This window comes from Campylobacter sp. US53 (genome assembly GCF_004378995.1).
In the GTDB taxonomy this organism is placed as follows: Bacteria; Campylobacterota; Campylobacteria; order Campylobacterales; family Campylobacteraceae; genus Campylobacter_D; species Campylobacter_D jejuni.
Map to the genome: position 1 here is coordinate 118,768 of NZ_RYYH01000002.1, position 17,057 is coordinate 135,824.

Annotated in this window: 26 protein-coding genes; all 26 read right to left on the reverse strand. The window is 33.9% G+C overall.

Translation table 11 applies throughout. The features are described 5' to 3' along the window. Positions 1–23 precede the first annotated feature (23 nt). On the reverse strand, positions 24–2,036 hold the full coding sequence (locus ELQ05_RS02760; protein ID WP_070316602.1) for a CocE/NonD family hydrolase: 2,013 nt from the start codon (positions 2,034–2,036) through the stop codon (positions 24–26). Beyond that, on the reverse strand, positions 2,020–3,273 hold the full coding sequence (locus tag ELQ05_RS02765) for a nitrate/nitrite transporter (RefSeq protein WP_070316603.1): 1,254 nt from the start codon (positions 3,271–3,273) through the stop codon (positions 2,020–2,022). The genes ELQ05_RS02760 and ELQ05_RS02765 overlap by 17 nt, the downstream gene beginning before the upstream one ends. 190 nt (positions 3,274–3,463) lie before the next feature. Next, positions 3,464–4,729, reverse strand: coding sequence for a preprotein translocase subunit SecY (secY, locus tag ELQ05_RS02770; RefSeq protein WP_002866819.1), 1,266 nt, complete (start codon positions 4,727–4,729; stop codon positions 3,464–3,466). Continuing rightward, positions 4,729–5,121, reverse strand: coding sequence for a 50S ribosomal protein L15 (gene rplO / locus ELQ05_RS02775; protein ID WP_070316604.1), 393 nt, complete (start codon positions 5,119–5,121; stop codon positions 4,729–4,731). The genes secY and rplO overlap by 1 nt, the downstream gene beginning before the upstream one ends. Positions 5,122–5,125: 4 nt before the next feature. Next, a complete protein-coding gene (rpsE, locus tag ELQ05_RS02780; RefSeq protein ID WP_052777998.1) occupies positions 5,126–5,569 on the reverse strand; it encodes a 30S ribosomal protein S5 in 444 nt (147 codons plus the stop codon). An 11-nt stretch (positions 5,570–5,580) separates the two neighbouring features. Further along, a complete protein-coding gene (gene rplR, locus ELQ05_RS02785; protein WP_002785535.1) occupies positions 5,581–5,937 on the reverse strand; it encodes a 50S ribosomal protein L18 in 357 nt (118 codons plus the stop codon). 9 nt (positions 5,938–5,946) lie between these two features. Further along, the gene (rplF, locus tag ELQ05_RS02790) at positions 5,947–6,483 is read right to left on the reverse strand and encodes a 50S ribosomal protein L6 (RefSeq protein WP_057033977.1); all 537 of its coding nucleotides are present in this window, start codon (positions 6,481–6,483) and stop codon (positions 5,947–5,949) included. A gap of 78 nt (positions 6,484–6,561) precedes the next feature. Further along, positions 6,562–6,957 (reverse strand): 30S ribosomal protein S8, encoded by a 396-nt coding sequence (gene rpsH / locus ELQ05_RS02795; protein ID WP_002851353.1) that lies wholly within the window; start codon positions 6,955–6,957, stop codon positions 6,562–6,564. A gap of 9 nt (positions 6,958–6,966) precedes the next feature. After that, on the reverse strand, positions 6,967–7,152 hold the full coding sequence (locus tag ELQ05_RS02800; RefSeq protein ID WP_002851478.1) for a type Z 30S ribosomal protein S14: 186 nt from the start codon (positions 7,150–7,152) through the stop codon (positions 6,967–6,969). A 1-nt stretch (position 7,153) separates the two neighbouring features. Next, positions 7,154–7,699 carry a 50S ribosomal protein L5 gene (gene rplE, locus ELQ05_RS02805; RefSeq protein ID WP_002851453.1) on the reverse strand — a complete coding sequence of 182 codons (546 nt, stop codon included), beginning with the start codon at positions 7,697–7,699 and terminating at the stop codon, positions 7,154–7,156. A gap of 3 nt (positions 7,700–7,702) precedes the next feature. Continuing rightward, a complete protein-coding gene (gene rplX, locus ELQ05_RS02810; RefSeq protein ID WP_002779437.1) occupies positions 7,703–7,936 on the reverse strand; it encodes a 50S ribosomal protein L24 in 234 nt (77 codons plus the stop codon). Continuing rightward, entirely contained in the window at positions 7,936–8,304 is a 369-nt protein-coding gene (rplN, locus tag ELQ05_RS02815) for a 50S ribosomal protein L14 (protein WP_002779438.1), read from the reverse strand. The genes rplX and rplN overlap by 1 nt, the downstream gene beginning before the upstream one ends. Next, on the reverse strand, positions 8,304–8,555 hold the full coding sequence (gene rpsQ / locus ELQ05_RS02820; protein WP_002851549.1) for a 30S ribosomal protein S17: 252 nt from the start codon (positions 8,553–8,555) through the stop codon (positions 8,304–8,306). Before rpsQ ends, rplN begins: the two co-directional genes overlap by 1 nt. Before the next feature lie 9 nt (positions 8,556–8,564). After that, positions 8,565–8,750, reverse strand: coding sequence for a 50S ribosomal protein L29 (rpmC, locus tag ELQ05_RS02825; RefSeq protein ID WP_002851566.1), 186 nt, complete (start codon positions 8,748–8,750; stop codon positions 8,565–8,567). Further along, positions 8,737–9,162, reverse strand: a complete 426-nt coding sequence (gene rplP / locus ELQ05_RS02830; RefSeq protein ID WP_002779441.1) for a 50S ribosomal protein L16 — start codon at positions 9,160–9,162, stop codon at positions 8,737–8,739. Before rplP ends, rpmC begins: the two co-directional genes overlap by 14 nt. A gap of 2 nt (positions 9,163–9,164) precedes the next feature. Continuing rightward, positions 9,165–9,866: a 30S ribosomal protein S3 gene (rpsC, locus tag ELQ05_RS02835; protein ID WP_002851138.1), complete on the reverse strand. Its 702-nt coding sequence runs from the start codon at positions 9,864–9,866 to the stop codon at positions 9,165–9,167. Next, positions 9,866–10,309, reverse strand: coding sequence for a 50S ribosomal protein L22 (gene rplV, locus ELQ05_RS02840; RefSeq protein WP_002855723.1), 444 nt, complete (start codon positions 10,307–10,309; stop codon positions 9,866–9,868). Before rplV ends, rpsC begins: the two co-directional genes overlap by 1 nt. Positions 10,310–10,319: 10 nt before the next feature. Further along, positions 10,320–10,601 carry a 30S ribosomal protein S19 gene (gene rpsS / locus ELQ05_RS02845; RefSeq protein ID WP_002851509.1) on the reverse strand — a complete coding sequence of 94 codons (282 nt, stop codon included), beginning with the start codon at positions 10,599–10,601 and terminating at the stop codon, positions 10,320–10,322. Position 10,602: 1 nt separating this feature from the next. After that, the gene (rplB, locus tag ELQ05_RS02850; protein WP_002825501.1) at positions 10,603–11,433 is read right to left on the reverse strand and encodes a 50S ribosomal protein L2; all 831 of its coding nucleotides are present in this window, start codon (positions 11,431–11,433) and stop codon (positions 10,603–10,605) included. A gap of 1 nt (position 11,434) precedes the next feature. Then, positions 11,435–11,716 (reverse strand): 50S ribosomal protein L23, encoded by a 282-nt coding sequence (locus ELQ05_RS02855; RefSeq protein WP_002856384.1) that lies wholly within the window; start codon positions 11,714–11,716, stop codon positions 11,435–11,437. A 2-nt stretch (positions 11,717–11,718) separates the two neighbouring features. Next, positions 11,719–12,333, reverse strand: coding sequence for a 50S ribosomal protein L4 (gene rplD, locus ELQ05_RS02860; RefSeq protein ID WP_057033979.1), 615 nt, complete (start codon positions 12,331–12,333; stop codon positions 11,719–11,721). Continuing rightward, positions 12,330–12,905, reverse strand: a complete 576-nt coding sequence (rplC, locus tag ELQ05_RS02865; RefSeq protein ID WP_002779987.1) for a 50S ribosomal protein L3 — start codon at positions 12,903–12,905, stop codon at positions 12,330–12,332. The genes rplD and rplC overlap by 4 nt, the downstream gene beginning before the upstream one ends. A gap of 9 nt (positions 12,906–12,914) precedes the next feature. Further along, positions 12,915–13,226, reverse strand: a complete 312-nt coding sequence (rpsJ, locus tag ELQ05_RS02870; RefSeq protein ID WP_002779353.1) for a 30S ribosomal protein S10 — start codon at positions 13,224–13,226, stop codon at positions 12,915–12,917. A gap of 197 nt (positions 13,227–13,423) precedes the next feature. Further along, positions 13,424–14,185 carry a pseudouridine synthase gene (locus tag ELQ05_RS02875; protein ID WP_002853086.1) on the reverse strand — a complete coding sequence of 254 codons (762 nt, stop codon included), beginning with the start codon at positions 14,183–14,185 and terminating at the stop codon, positions 13,424–13,426. Positions 14,186–14,220: 35 nt separating this feature from the next. Continuing rightward, entirely contained in the window at positions 14,221–16,215 is a 1,995-nt protein-coding gene (locus tag ELQ05_RS02880) for a ribonuclease J (protein ID WP_079862122.1), read from the reverse strand. Next, positions 16,184–16,984, reverse strand: coding sequence for a 16S rRNA (adenine(1518)-N(6)/adenine(1519)-N(6))-dimethyltransferase RsmA (gene rsmA / locus ELQ05_RS02885; protein WP_002937496.1), 801 nt, complete (start codon positions 16,982–16,984; stop codon positions 16,184–16,186). Before rsmA ends, ELQ05_RS02880 begins: the two co-directional genes overlap by 32 nt. Positions 16,985–17,057: the final 73 nt, after the last annotated feature.

The window sequence follows — 17,057 nt, forward strand, 5'->3', positions numbered from 1 at the left end:
ATTTAGGTTTAATTATCTAGGATTTACAAACTCTTTCTTAGAGTTTTATAATTATAATTTTTATCAAAGACAAGTTTTTCATTTTCCTTAACCTGCATTTTACCCTTGATATAAAAATACTCCTTATCACTGGTTTGAGTAAGAATAATATCAGCATCCATCATACAATTTTCCCTACCAATTTTCATCTTTTGAGTGATAGTGTATTTAGCACTTAGAGGATCTTCATTTTGAAGGACTAGCTCTCTTTTAAGATTGTGTTCTACTAAAACATCAATCTCATCAAATCTATAAACACCTTCGCCAAAAACTCCACCCACTCCATCGGTTATACAAGTGTAAGTATCGCTTAAAATATCATAAGTTATACTCCTATCTACCCTACCTTCTTTAAGCAAAGTAAGAGGAGTTAAAGGAGCGCTTTGAGCTTCTAAATTCACTTTATTGCTATCCTTGCCACTAAAAACAGGTAAAGCAAAATCGCATTCATTTAAATCCAAAGTCAAGGTCACATTTTCAGGCATAGGCCAAAACATAGGCCAAAAGGTTGTAGCCAAAGAAAGTCTTATCTTAGATCCCTTAGCAAAACGATGCCCACAACAATCAAGCCTTAGTTCTCTTTGGATCCATTCATTTTTTATCAAGGGTGTAAATTCACTTCTTTCTTTATTTAAGGCTAAATTTAAAACCCCATAGCTCACCCTTTGTACAAAGCCATCCTCCCTTACTTCACTAAGTTGTGCAAAAAGCATAGCTTTAGGCTTATCGCTATTTAATTTCACTTTTAACAAAGGATAACCTAAAACATCAAGCTCATCTTGCAAAATTTCACTTTCAAAAACCACAGCTAAACCATCATCTAATCTTTGATCTGCAGGACTTTCTCCCAAAACGGCTGCTCCCATCCACTCTCCAGCTAAAAGTCCATGATTTTGTGGGGTATTAATCTTAATGCTTTGCTTGCTTTTTTCTTGAGTGAGTCTATAAGGATTTAAAAAATAGGTATGATAATTTATATCCTTACTAGGATAACTTTCTAATCCCACAAAACGCCCTTTAACCTCACTCACTTTAGAACTAGGTTTTAAAGGATCTTCTATATAAGCTTGTATCATAGGACAATCAAGAACATCATTATCTTCATCTTTTAGCCATTTATCCCACCATTTTAAAGCTTCTTGTAAAAATCCCATAGCAGGAGCCGGAAAACCATCGTGCGGATAAACATGAGCCCAAGGGCCTATAATGGCTTTTCTTGGAACCTTTAAACCTTGCATGAGAGTAAAAACAGGATTGGTATAAGAATCAGCCCATCCATCTAAAGCAAAAACAGGTACTTGTATATCCTCATAATTTTCACTCACCGAGCCATGTTTCCAATACTTATCCTTTAAATTATGTTCCATCCATAAAGCAGGCCATAAAGGCATATTTTCAAGTCTATGAAGCCATTTCTCTCTTCCATTTGGATCGATTTTTGGATCTACAAAACGGGCTTGATAAGCAAGCATGATATTGCCCCACCAAAAATTATCATTGAGTAAGCACCCGCCTTTATAATGTATGTCTTCGTTATATCTATCATCGGTAAAACCCACTACTATAATGGCTTTTAAATTCTTAGGTCTTCTAGCAGCCACTTGTAAAGAATTAAAACCACCCCAAGACTTACCCATCATGCCTACTTTGCCATTGCACCATTCTTGTTTGACTATCCATTCTATAAGCTCTAAGGCATCATCTTGTTCTTGCTTTAAATACTCATCTCTTAAGAGTCCATCAGATTCCCCGCTGCCTCTCATATCCACTCTTACAACAACATAACCATTGCCTGCAAAATAGCCATGCATAGGTTCATCTCTTGTTCTTGTACCATCATTTTTTCTATAAGGAATGTATTCTAAAATAGCAGGAAGTTTTTCATCGGTTTGTGGAAGCCAAATTCTAGAAGAAAGCCTTGTGCCATCTTTTAAAGTGATCCAAATATTTTCTATCACTTTCACTTTAAATTTAAAATCTTTAATTATTTTCTTCATATTTTTTTCCTTTTTTATTGTATTTTTTTATCCAAAGCAAACAAAAAATAGCACCCATAATAGCCATAGCAATCATGATACTAAAATAGATATGAAAACCCTTTACTCCTTGATATTTATCAAGCAAATCTCCGGCTAAAACAGGTGCAAAAACTTCAGGTAAATATCCAAAAGTAGAAACTATACCTATGGCCATACCAGCTAAATGTACAGGAATTTTACCCTCGCTTAATAAAGAATAATAAATACTAAAATTAGAATACATAGCCACATAAACAATCACACAAGCTAAGGTTAAAGCCACCATTTGTATAAAACCACCCCAATAAGCACTAAACATTAAAAGCACCACTCCAAGTCCCATAGTTACAAAACCCACTAACATAACCTTAGCCTTTCCAAAACCATCAGCTACAAAACCACCTACTATAGAAGCAATGGGGCGTATATAAGAGGCTAAAACCGCTAAAATAGCTGCAAATACAGCAGAAGTGCCTATAACATTACTCGCATAAGGGGTAAAATAATAAAAACTCATATTGAAAAAATAAGTACAAAAAGTGATGGCCACCACAAGCCATAAAGCAGGATTTTTAATAAGAGATAAAAAATCACTCCATTTTAAATTTTCACTTTTCTCATGCTTACTCTCTTTTAAAAGAAAAAACAAAATCACTGCACTAATTATAGGAGCTAAAGAATAAAAAATGATAATCATCTCTATACCCTTAGAAGCTAAAGCCTTGGTTTGAAAATAGCCAAAAATAGCCGTAGCAATAGCTAAATGTATAGCGCTAACCACACCACGACCCCCTTCAAAGACCCCATAAGCTCTTGCTTGCTCTTGCTCGCTGGCTAAAGTGCGTATGATTTTCATCAAAGAAGGCCAAAAAGTAAGAAGCGAAGTAATACCCCAAAGCCCATAAATAATCATAAGAGCCTTAAGCGAAGTAAAATAAAGATGAAGCAAACCCCCACATCCTGTAGCCACCAAAGAAAAGATCAAAAGCTTCTTAGGAGCAAAACGATCTGCTAAATATCCACCCAAAGCATAAGAAAAAAGTCCTAACAAACCATAAGCACTACCTAATAAACCCATTTGAAAATTATCTAAATGATATAAAGCCATATAATCATCATAATAATACTTTCTAAAATAAGGCAAACCATAAATAATAGAGCCACAAAAAGAAAGCAAAATCAAAGTGAAAAAATTCTTTTTTAAAGTATTCTTCATGGCTGCTCCTAAACAAATCTAATTTTAGTATTACATATTTTTAGTATTTTTTAAAAAAAATAGAAAAATTTTAAAAGCTAATTTAAATTTTTGTAGATTATTTACACATTTGATAAAAATAAAACATACAAGAAAAAGAATAAAATAAAAAAATTATTTCAACAAGGAAAATTACCCTTGTTGAAATATATTACAAACCTACCGCACTTAAAGTTTGGTATTTACTCATATAAATTTGAGCTTCAATTTTTCTCATCGTATCAAGTGCTACTTGAACTACAATAAGTACAGAAGTACCGCCAAAATGAAAAGGTACACCCATAAATTTCACCAAAACCCAAGGTAAGGTTGCAACAAGCCCTAAATAAATAGAACCTGATAAAGTTAAACGAGAAGCTACTTCGTTAAGATAACTTGAAGTTCCTTCACCTGGACGAATTCCAGGGATAAAACCACCTTGTTTTTTCAAATTTTCTGCTATATCTTTAGCATTAAATACGATAGAAGCATAAAAATAAGCAAAGAAAATCACAAACAAGAAAGTTAAAACATGAAACAAATAACCATTTGGATTTAAAAAGTCATTAATAGCTTGTAGATAAGGATTTGTACTAGTTTGTAAAATCGTTGTTGGAAACATCAAAATCGCACTAGCAAAAATCGGTGGAATAACCCCACTAAGATTGAGTTTAATAGGAATATAATTCATAATGCGTTTGTTTTGATTTTGCATTACAACTTTACGAGAATAAGAAATAGGAATTCTTCTTTCTCCAAGTTCTACATAAATAATCACGCCTATGGTGATTAAAATCAAAGCAAAAATTGCAAAAGCGGTTAAGAAATTCATCTCGCCTGAATTGATTTGCCCTACAGTTCCTGAAATCGCTCTTGGAATACCTGAAACAATACCTGCAAAAATGATTAAAGAAATACCATTTCCTATACCTCTTTGTGTGATTTGTTCACCAAGCCACATTAAAAGCATAGTTCCTGCAAGCATAGAAATAGCACAAAGTGCGATAAACATATTTAAATCTTCCACCATTATAGCCCCTGCACCACCACGACCATGTAAGCTTTGCAAACCTATAGCAACGCCTATACTTTGAACCAAAGTAATCACAATAGTCGCATAACGGATAATTTGCATATATTTTTGCATACTATCACGCTCTTTTTTCATCTTACCGATATTTGGAAAAGTTGCTGCAAGAAGCTCCATAATAATAGAAGCAGTAATATAAGGCATAATACCTAAAGAAATGATAGAAAAGCGTTCAGCCGCTCCACCACTAAAAACATTAAATAAACCCAAAGCATTGTTTTGATTGTTATTAAAAAATTCCGCAATCACATCAGCATTGACGCCAGGAACTGGCACATAAGCCAGAACCCTATAAGCAAACAAAAATGCTAAGGTGATTAAAATCTTATTCGTCAATGCTCTATTCATTATTTTGATCCGGTGACGCTAATATTCTCGTCTTTGATTTTTGATACTAAGTCTTTTGCACTTACACCAATTAATTTGATTTTATTCACAGATTTTGAAATTTTGTGAACACTTTTAATGCTCTCAAATGTAATTTCACTAAGCTCTTTTATAGCTGTGATTTTTTCAACATTGATCACATAAGGTTTTTGAATTTTAGAAGTAAAACCTACTTTTGGTAGTCTTCTTTGAAGTGGTTGTTGACCCCCTTCAAAACCTCTTTTTTCATTATAACCTTTTCTAGCAGTTTGACCTTTACCCCCTTTAGTAGCAGTCTTACCCATGCCAGAACCTTGACCACGGCCAATTCTTTTAGTTTTATGCGTTGAACCCGCTGCTTTTGTTAAATTCATCTTCTTATCCTTTTAACATTGTTAAAGCTTTGATTGTAGCACGAACCACATTAGCTGAATTATTTGAACCCAAAGACTTGGTTAAGATGTCTTTAATACCTGCAAGTTCCACGATAGGGCGTGTAGAACCACCTGCGATAACTCCTGTACCTTCACTAGCTGGTTTAAGTAAAATTCTACTTGCGTTATATTTTACCTCTACATCGTGAGCGATAGTTGAGCCTTTAGTTTTAACTTCAACGATATTTTTAAACGCATCATCAACAGCTTTACGGATAGCATCTGGAACTTCCTTAGCCTTACCATAACCAACACCTACTAAACCTTTGCGGTTTCCAATGATAACTAAAGCAGTAAATCTAAATCTTCTACCACCTTTAACAACCTTAGTAACTCTGCCGATATCGACGATTACTTCTTCAAATTCTTCTCTATTATATTTTTCCATCGATTTACCCCTTATAGCCTAATGCCATTTTCTCTTAAAGATTCAGCCAATGCTGCGATAACACCATGATATACATAACCATTTCTATCAAAAACAGCTTGTTCTATCTTTTTAGCTTTTAAAGTTTTAGCAAATTCAGCAGCGATTTTTTTAGCACCTTCTTTATTTGCTTTAACGCCAAGTTTGCGTCCATCAACTGCTGCTAAAGTTACAGCTTTTACATCATCAATCGCTTGGATATATAGAGTTCTGTTTGATTTAAATACAGAAATTCTTGGAAAATTTTCACAACCTGAAATTTTCGCTCTAATTCTTTTTTTTCTTTTGATTCTTAAAGTTAGTTTTCTTTTTAATACATTTGCTCTCATATTCTACCCTTACTTCTTAGATGTCTTACCAGCTTTGCGGATAATGCGTTCATCAGAATACTTAACGCCTTTTCCTTTATATGGCTCTGGCAGTCTAAATTCACGAATTTGAGCAGCAACTTGACCTACAACTTGTTTATCACTTCCTTTAACTGCAATAGTATTTTTATCCACTACAATTTCAATTCCTTCTGGAATATCATAATTAATAGGATGAGAAAAACCAAGGCTTAGTTCTAAAACTTTACCTTTTAAAGCTGCTTTATAACCAACTCCATTGATTTCAAGAGTTTTTGAAAAACCTTGAGTTAAACCTACAACGATATTGTAAGCTAAAGCTCTGTAAGTTCCCCAATAAGCTCTACTTTGTCTGTCTTCACCTTTTGGAGAAAAAAGAATATTATTATCTTTAATCTCAACATTTACATTTGCTTTAGTATCAAGTTCTTTTGCCAAATTTCCTTTTTTAAATTTAAGCAAATTTCCTTCTAATTTTACTTCTACTCCTGCTGGAATAGCAATCGGTTGTTTACCTATACGAGACATATTTTTCCTTTTTATTTGTCTAGGATATTTCTACTTTTTTAAAAGAATGGATACCCAATGCCATAAAAAGCAGATTTTTTACCAAATGGTACATAAAATTTCGCCGCCAACACCTGCTTTATAAGCTTCATCATTAGCTAAAACACCATGACTTGTGCTAACTACGATAGTACCATAACCATTTTTAAAACGCTTGATTTCATCTTTACCTTTATAAACACGACGACCAGGCTTAGAAATTCTTTTAAGCTCATTGATAACACTCTTACCTTTTTCATCGTATTTTAAAACTACATTGATAAATTTCTTTTTATCTTCTTCAATAACATTAAAACTCTCAATATAGCCCTTAGCTTGAAAAATTCCAACTAAAGCTTCTACAACTTTAGAATGTAAAAGCTTGGTTGTTTCAAGCTTTCTCATTCCTGCATTTCTGATACGAGTGAGTGAATCTGAAATAATATCATTTATCATATTTTATCCTTACCAACTTGCTTTCTTAAGACCTGGAATCAAACCTTCGTTACCCATTTTTCTTAAGCAAACTCTGCAAATTCCAAAATCTCTATAAACCGAATGCGGACGCCCACAAATTTGGCATCTTGTATAAGCTCTAACTTTAAATTTAGGCTTGCGTGCCGCTTTTGCAATCATTGATTTTTTAGCCATCTTACTTTCCTTTTGTAAATGGCACACCGATAAGTTCTAATAACTTTTGTGCCTGTTTATCATTTTGTGCTGTTGTAACTATAGAAATGTTCATACCATGAGTTCTTAAAATTTTATCATACTCCACTTCTGGGAACATCAACTGCTCATCAAGACCGAAGTTGTAGTTTCCGCGTCCATCAAAACCATCTCTACTTAAACCTCTAAAGTCTTTCACCCTTGGCAAAGCAATAGAAATTAATTTATCAAGAAAAGCATACATATTTTCTTTTCTTAAAGTTACCATTACACCCACAGGAAAACCTTCGCGAACTTTAAATCCTGCAACTGATTTTTTAGCTTTAGTAATCACAGCCTTTTGTCCTGCAATTAAAGAAATCGTATCTGCAACATTTTGCAATACTTTTTGATCTTTAGCCAACTCACCAGCACCTACGCTGATAACTACTTTTTCGATCACAGGGATAAGCATAGGATTTTTGATATCAAATTCTTTAACCAATGCAGGTTTAATGCTTTGATTGTATTTTTCTTTTAATCTCATCATCGCTTACTCCTGAACTTTTGCCACATTGGAAATATCCATTGGCATTTCTTTATTGATAAAACCACCATTTGGGTTTTTCTCACTCGGCTTAATAGCTTTTTTAGCGATTTTACATCCTTCAACTACCACTTTAAGTGTTTTTGGATATACCGCTAAAACTTTACCTGTTTTACCTTTATCATCACCTGTGATAACCTTAACGCTATCACCTTTTTTGATTTTTAATTTAACCGCCATTATAATACCTCCGGTGCTAGTGAAACGATTTTCATAAAGCCACCATATCTAACTTCTCTGCCCACTGGCCCAAAGATACGAGTTCCGATAGGCTCTCTTTTGTTATCAAGAATAACTGCAGCGTTTTCATCAAAACGAATCAAAGAACCATTATCTCTATGAATTTCTTTTTTAGTTCTAACGATAACCGCTTTTACCACTTGACCTTTTTTAACTTTTCCATTTGGTAAAGCTTTTTTAACAGATGCAACGATTACATCACCTACGGTAGCGTATCTTCTTTTGCTACCCCCTAAAACCTTGATACACATTAATTCTTTTGCACCGCTATTATCAGCAACTGCAAGTCTTGTAAAACTTTGAATCATTACTCAACTCCTGTAGCTAATACAGATTTTAAGCGAAATGATTTTCTTTTTGAAAGTGGTCTGCATTCTACTGCAACAACAGTATCACCCACTTTAACTTCATTTCTCTCATCATGAATTAGATATTTTTTAAAGCGTTTAACAATTTTTCTATATCTTGGATGAACCACTTTTCTTTCAACCAAAACACTTGCGGTTTTTTCACCAGCGATTTTAACAACAACGCCTTGAATTTCTCTTTTAAATGCCATTTTCTATCCTTATCTTAAAGCGTTAATTGCTGTATTTATTCTAGCAATGTCTTTTTTTACTTGGCTAATCTCTTTTGGATTAGTAAGTTGCATTGTTTTTAGCTTTTGTTTTAAAGTGAATAAAAGCACCTTTTTTTCTTTTAGCATTGTTGCAAGCTCAGCTGCTGTTTTATCTTTAATCTCAGTATATTTCATTTTGGCTCTCTCTTGTAACAAACTTAGTTTTAAATGGAAGTTTATGCATAGCTAAAGTCAATGCTTCTCTTGCCATTTCTTCGCTTACTCCTGCCATTTCATAAATGATACGACCTGGCTTGATATTCATTACCCATTCTTCAACAGCACCTTTACCTTTACCCATACGAGTTTCTAAAGGTTTTTTTGTCAAAGGCTTATCTGGGAAAACTCTAATCCAAGTTTTTCCTTGTCTTTTAACAAAACGAGTTAAAGCGATACGCGCTGCTTCAATTTGGCGTGAGTTAATGCGTCCTGCTTCAGTTGCTTTTAATGCAAATTCACCAAAAGTAAATTCTGTTCCACGATTAGCATAACCTCTGTTACGCCCTTTCATCATTTTGCGATATTTAGTTCTTTTTGGCATTAACATGATTATTTACCCCTTCTTGTGCGTCTTGGCTTTTTAGCTGGAGCACTTTCTTCAGTTTTTTCAGGTTGCATACCTTTGTGTAATACTTCACCTTTAAAGATCCATACTTTAACCCCTATGTTTCCATAAGTAGTTCTAGCTTCTGCAAAACCATAATCGATTTTTGCTCTTAAAGTATGAAGTGGAACGCGTCCTTCAAGATACCATTCTGTTCTTGCCATTTCAGCACCGCCTAAACGACCAGAAACTGAAACTTTAATCCCTTTAGCACCTGCTTTTTGCGCACCTTGAATTACTTTTTTCATTGCTCTTCTAAAAGCAATTCTTTTTTCAAGTTGAGTTGCAACACTTTCAGCAGCAAGTTGAGCTGAAGCTCCTGCTTTTCTCTCTTCTTTGATATTGATATTTACATCTTTACCAATTAAATCTTGCAATTCTTTTCTTAAATTATCAACATCACTACCTTTTTTGCCGATGATGATACCTGGTCTTGCAGCAACTACAGTAACACGAAGTTTTTTAGCAGTTCTTTCTACTAAAATTTGACTGATTCCTGCGTAATAAAGTTTTCTTTTTAAGAAAGCTCTGATTTTGTAATCTTCACCGATATTTTCTACTAAATTTGCTTTAGTCGGAAACCATCTTGATTCCCAGTTTCTATTGATTCCTAGTCTTAGACCAATTGGATTAACTTTTTGTCCCATTAGCTTTCCTTTTTCGCTGTTGCTTTTTTAGTGCTTGTTGTTTTTTTAGCTGGAGCTTTTGTTGTAGTAGTCTTTTTAGCTGCTGGAGCTTTTTTAGCTACTGTTTTTTTCTCTTCAGCTTTCACTTCTGCTTTTGCCACTTCTACTAAAATATGTGAAGTTGGTTTTCTAATACGACTTGCACTTCCTCTAGCTCTTGGTCTAAATCTTTTTAATACCGCAGCTGCGTCAACACGACAACTTTTTACAACCACTTCGTTTGCTTCAAAGCCACCATTTGCTACTGCACTTGAAATTGCATTTGCGATGTATTTTGCACCTTTATTTGGCATAAATTTTAAACTAGCCATAGCTAATTCTGCATTCATCCCCTGAACTTCTCTAGCAATCAATCTTGCTTTAGTTGGAGATAATCTTATGAATTTAATTAATGCTTTACTCATATCTTATCCCTTACTTACCAATTTTCTTTTGCACAGAGCCTTTATGCCCTTTAAATGTGCGTGTTGGAGCAAATTCACCGAGTTTATAACCGATGTGATTTTCAGTAATATAAACCGGAATGAAACTTTTACCATTATGAACATTAAATGTAAGTCCTATCATATCAGGAGTAATTGTGCTTCTTCTTGACCAAGTTTTAATTGGTTTATTATCATTAGCCTTTTTAGCAGCGATGACTTTTTTCATTACATGATCATCAACAAAAGGACCTTTTTTTAGTGATCTAGCCATCTTACTTTCCTTTTCTTCTTGAAATTATTAGCTTATCGCTAGCTTTTTTACGACGAGTTTTCGCACCTTTAGTTGGTTTACCCCATGGAGTTACTGGATGACGGCCTGAATTTTTCTTACCTTCACCCCCACCGTGCGGGTGATCTACTGGGTTCATAGCAGAACCACGAGTTTGTGGACGGATACCTCTATGGCGATTTCTACCTGCTTTACCGATAGTTACGTTAGCCCATTCTTCATTTCCAACTTCGCCGATACTTGCCATACATTCAGCTAAAACTTGTCTCATTTCGCCACTTGCAAGTCTTAAAATAACATATTTTTCTTCTTTACCCATAAGTTGTGCATAAGCACCCGCAGAACGGATCATTTGACCGCCTTTACCTGGTTTTAACTCAACATTATGAACAATAGTACCCACAGGAATGTTTTTAAGTTTCATTGCATTACCTGGTTTAATATCAAGTCCGCTTTCAGCAGCTGCAACAATATCTCCAACGCTTAATCCACGTGGTTGAAGAATATATCTTTTTTCCCCATCTTTATAAGCAATCAAAGCAATTCTACAATTTCTATATGGATCATACTCGATTGCTTCTACTTTGCCTTCTATACCGAATTTACGACGTTTAAAATCAATAATTCTATAAAGTTTTTTAGCACCTGCTTCTTTATGACGACTTGTAATTCTTCCATAACTGTTACGACCTGCGTGTGCTGGAAGTTTAACAAGTAGTGAGCGTACACTTGGTTTAGCTGTAATATCTTCAGAACTTAAACCTGTGATATATCTTCTACTTGGAGTATATGGTTTATAAGTTTTAATTGCCATCTTAAGCCTCCGTATTTTCTAAGCTAACACCTTCAGGTAGCTTAACATAGAATTTTTTGTAATCGTTTCTTTGACCTAAACGACCTCTAAAACGCTTAACTTTTCCATCCATTCTTAAAGAATTGATGCTTTTTGGAGTTACACCAAAATACTCTTTTAAAACCGCTTTTAAGCCTGTTTTAGTCATCTTTGGTGAAGTTTGAATAACTACGACACCTTGCTCTTGCAAATTCAAACTTTTTTCTGTGTAAAGTATAGTCTTTATATCAGTAATATCTGCCATAATTATCCCTCTTTTGTAATAGATTCTAACGCTGATTTTTCTATGATAACAGCATTAAATACAGATACTAAATAAGCATTTACTTCGCTTACATCAACTACATAGCAATTTGCTAAATTTCTGTAAGCTAAAAGTGTTTTTTCATCTAGTAAATCTTTAACGATTAAAGCATCTTTGACGCCAAGTTTTTTAATCACAGCGTTTGCATCTTTTGTTTTGCCACTTTCAATAGCTAAAGAATCAGTAGCAAATAACGCACCCTTAGCTGCTTTATCTGCTAAAGCTCTTTCAAGCGCCAATCTTTTTTGTTTTTTATTTACTTTTTGGAAGTAGTTTCTTTCATTTGTTGGACCAAAAGCAACCGCACCGCCTACCCAAACGTTAGTTCTTGTTGAACCCGCTCTAGCACCGCCACGACCTTTTTGTCTCCAAGGTTTTTTACCACCACCACTTACATCACTTCTACCTTTAGTATGAGCTGTATTTGCTCTTAAACTTGCAAGGTAAGATTTTACATATAAGTAAAGATTGTGTGGATTTACTTCCGCATATTTTGAAGGTAAATCAAGTTCACCTGCTTTTTCTAATTTATCATTTAAAACAACTACTTTACTCATTTTGCAATCCTTATTTTACCCATAGCACCATTATAACCTGGTACTGCACCCTTAACTACTAAAATTTTGTTTTCAGCATCATAAGATACAACTTCGTTTTTAACGGTTACTTTAGTATTTCCATAATGTCCTGCCATTTTCATACCTGGTTGAACACGACCTGGCCATTCTCTATTACCAATAGATCCGTGGCGTCTATGAAATCTCGAACCATGACTTGCTGGACCCCCTGCGAAGTTATGTCTTTTCATAACACCGCTATAACCTCTACCTTTAGTGTTAAAGCTTACTTTTAAAATTTTTGCTTCATTTAATGGAGTTTCATCTAAATCTCCTGCTTCAGTATTTGCTACTTCTAAAGTCGCAAATCTATTGTATTCTGCAGAAAGATTATACTTTTTTTGTTGTCCTGCGACACATTTATTACTTGCTTTACCTTTTGGATATGCTACTAAAGCCTTTCCGCCTTCAACTTCACATACTTTTGCATTTACAACTCTTAGTAAAGTTACAGCGATACTTGGATTAGTAATTGTTCTGCTCATTCCGATTTTTTCTACAATATATTCCATATCTTATCCTTACTTACCCATAGCTCTTACTTCAACGCTTACTTCTGGCGCTAAATCAAGCTTAGTTAAAGAATCAACTGTATCTGGAGTCGCTGCTACTATATCTAGCATACGCGCGTGAATTCTTATTTCAAACTGCTCACGAGAATCTTTGTTAATGTGTGGAGATTTTAAAACTGTATAGCGTTTGATTTTAGTAGGCATTGGTATCGGACCTCTGATATCCGCACCTGTTCTTTTAACAGCTTCTACGATTGCTGCAACTGTTCTGTCTAGTACTCGATGGTCATAAGCTTTTAGCTTAAGCCTAATTCTTTCCATAATATTTCCTTTAAAAAGAACTCGTTAGTTAAAAACTAACCAATTTATAAAAATTGAAATGAGAGTATATAAAATCTTGTTTTCAAAGTCAAGGAATTTGATGAAATTTTTCTATTATTTTCCTTTTAAAAAGGACAAAAATAGAATTTTTAGAATTTAAAAATTATCATTATTTTTTAAATTTTTGTATATAATGGTCAATATCTTATTTCATTAAATTTTAAAAAATCTCTCAATTTTTCATATTCGCCATTTTCTAAATAACGATGTTTTCCTGCCTTTAACATACCAAGATCTAAGGCCCCAAAAGCAACACGCTTAAGATCCATGACTTCAAGATCAAAATGTCCAAAAAAGCGTCTAAGCTCTCTATTTTTACCTTCATTTATAACCACTCTAAGCTTGGTATAGCCTCCACTTGATCCAAAAATTTCAAAGTCTATAAAAGGAGCAAAACTCATAGAGGTAATTTTAGTTTTTGCATGTGCGCCTTTTTTTTCATTTTTAATCTCAAGTCCATTTTGCATGGCTTCGATGACTTGTTTGCTCACCGTGCCTTTAACTTTAAGGTAGTATTCTCTTTCTAAATCGCTATGCATTAAAGCATCGGCAATCACAGGAGAGTCTGTAAGCAAAAGTAAGCCTTCACTTGCATAATCCAGCCTACCTACGCTAAGCCAAGTACTAAATTGTCTTGGCAAGGTATCGTATATAGTTTTTCTTCCACGATCGTCTTTTTTACTGACAATTTCACCTTTTTGTTTATGGTAGATTATCACGCTAAATTGCGTTCTTTTTTGTACTCTTTTACCTTTAACAAAGACTTTATCATCAAATTTAACTTCATCGCTTAAAAGGGCAATTTTGTTGTTTATTTTTACTAAGCCTTGTTTGATAAGTTCATCAGCTTCACGGCGTGAATAGCGGGTGTTATGGGATATAAATTTATTAATTCTCATTTGATCTTCCTTAAAAAGGGCGTTTTTGCCCTTTTTTACATTACAAAAATAGTTGGAACTATGGTTGGGTATTTTTTAATCTTTCTAAAGATGTGTTTTCTTAAAACTTGGCGGATTTGATTTTCTAAAAATCTTGGATCATTGAGTACTTCATCTTTAACATTGATGAAAAATTGTCCTAAAACTTCAGCCATATCTTTACTAAAAGCATGATCGTGTTTGTCAGCTACTAGCCCATAGCTAAATACTCTTGGTTTGTTGATCAGTGTTTTTGTGGCTTTGTCAATTTGTGCGATAATAACCACTATACCACTATCTGCAAGTTTTTGACGATCTATAACTACATCATCGGCGATTTGTTTGTTGATTTGATTATCCACAAAAACTTTACCTGTTTTTACGGTTTTTATGCGTTTGACATATTTTTGGCAAAGTTCTACTTGATCGCCATCACTCATAAGATAAATATTTCTTTCAGGGATACCACATTTCATCGCTGTTTCTTTGTGCTTGGTGATGTGATTGTATTCTCCATGAACTGGTAAGAAAAATTTAGGCTTAGTAAGGGTTAGCATAAGCTTTTGCTCTTCTATACTAGCGTGTCCGCTTACATGAATTTCACTAAATTCTTGATATGCTACTTTAGCTCCTGCTTTTAAAAGATAATCAAGCACAGCAGAAACGCTTGCTTCATTTCCTGGTATGGCTTTAGCTGAAATGATCACTTGATCTGTAGGCTTAATTTTTATAAATTTATGCTCATCTGTTGCCATTCTATAAAGCGCACTCATGGTTTCGCCTTGACTTCCTGTGGTTACAATAAGTACTTCATTGTCTTTATATTTGCTTACTTCATCAGCATCGATGAAAATTTTTCTGTCTAACTTAATATAACCAAGTTCCATTGTAGTATAAAGATTTCTTTCCATAGAACGACCGATAACACAAACTTTTCTACCGTATTTTAAACCATAAGTGATAGCTTGATAAACGCGGTGGATATTAGAACTAAAAGTACTCATGATCACTCTGCCTTTAGTGCGTGAAAAAATTTGATCAAAAGTTGGTCCTACCGAGCTTTCACTTTTTGTATAGCCTTCTTTATAAGAATTTGTACTATCGCTTAAAAGACATAAAACCCCTTCTTCTCCATAATATGCTAAACGTCCTAAGTCTGTTGGATAGCCATCAATTGGAGTTTGATCGATTTTAAAATCACCTGTGTGGATAATCGTTCCTGCTTTTGTCTTGATCGCAAGTGCTGAAGCATCAATGATAGAATGCGTGATGTGGATCCACTCTATATCAAATTCACCTATCTCGTAAACTTTGCGTTTTTCTACAGGGCGAAACCATTTGCGTTCTGCTTTTAAGCCATGTTCTTCAAATTTGTTTGAAATCATTCCTAAAGCCAAAGGTGTAGCGTAGATAGGAAATTGAAATTCTTTAAAGAAATAAGGCACCGCACCGATATGATCTTCGTGTGCATGAGTGATCACTATACCACGAATTTTATCTTTAATTTTTCTTACATAGTCAAAATCAGGGATGATAATATCTACCCCATGCATAGTTCCATCAGGAAAACTCATACCTATATCTACTATAATTGCGTCTTTATTGGTTTCAAAAACACTGATATTTCCACCAATTTCTCCTAAGCCCCCTAAAGGAGTGATGCGGATTTTATGTTCGCTAGAATTATTATATTTTAAAGGGTGCAAGCGGTTTTCATGTGAAACACGGTTGGCTTCTATACATTCTGCAAGAGCGATTTGCCAATCTTCATTGCCTGTGAGTTTTGAAGGAAGATTACGATTTTTCTTCTTTTTTTTATCAGTTTTATTTTCTGAGTTTTGAGAATTTTCCTTGTTGGAATTTTGATCGATTTTTGGAATATCGTTTTCATTTTGCAAAGAATCAGCTAATTTTTTTCTGCGATTTTTATATTTATAGCGTTTATTGTTTTTTGAATTTGAGTTCGGATTTTGTTCGTTTTTATTTATCTCTTTGTTTTCGTCCATATTCATCCTTTAATTTGTCATAAATTTTAAGGTATGAATCAACGCAAATTTCATGTGGTCTGATGTTTTCTTTTAAGCCAAGGGTGCTTAAAACTTCTAAAACTTTTGCTTTATATGTTTTTAAATTTCCTAAGAGTTGTTTTCTAGGAGCTTTAAAACAGTCTTTTAGAAAATTTTTGAAATTTTCTATTTCGCAAAGTTCATCAAAATCCTTAGTTTTAATCAAACTCATCACCGCTGACATAACTTTTGGTGGAGGATTAAAACATTGTGGATCAACATCAAAAAGCATTTTTCTTTCGCAAATCATTGCACTTAAAACACCTAAGGAAGAAAACTCACTATTTCCTTCTTTAGCGCAGAATTTTTCAGCCATTTCTTTTTGCACCATTACAATAAGCCCTAGACAATTTTTATCTTCTAAGGCTTTTAATATAATGTGACTTGCAACATAATAAGGCAAATTTGCAACCAAAAAATATGGTTTTTCATCAAGACTAGGATTAAAAGCTTCGCTTGCGTCTTGATGGATCAAGTTAAATTTTCCACATTCAAGTTCTTTTTGAAATTTCTTTTTTAAAATAGGTATGAGATCATTATCGATTTCATAAGCTTTTACTTGAGAAATTTTTAAAAGTTCTTGCGTTAAATCACCTAAGCCAGGCCCAATCTCAATGATATTGTTCATCTCTTTGGGTATGGCTTGGATGATTTTTGCTAATACGCTTTTATCGATTAAAAAATTTTGTCCGTATTGTTTTTTTGCTTTAACCATAAGAAATAATTTTATCTAAAAATTCTTAATTAAGTCTTTTTAGGTAGAATTATTTTTTGTAAAATTTCATAAG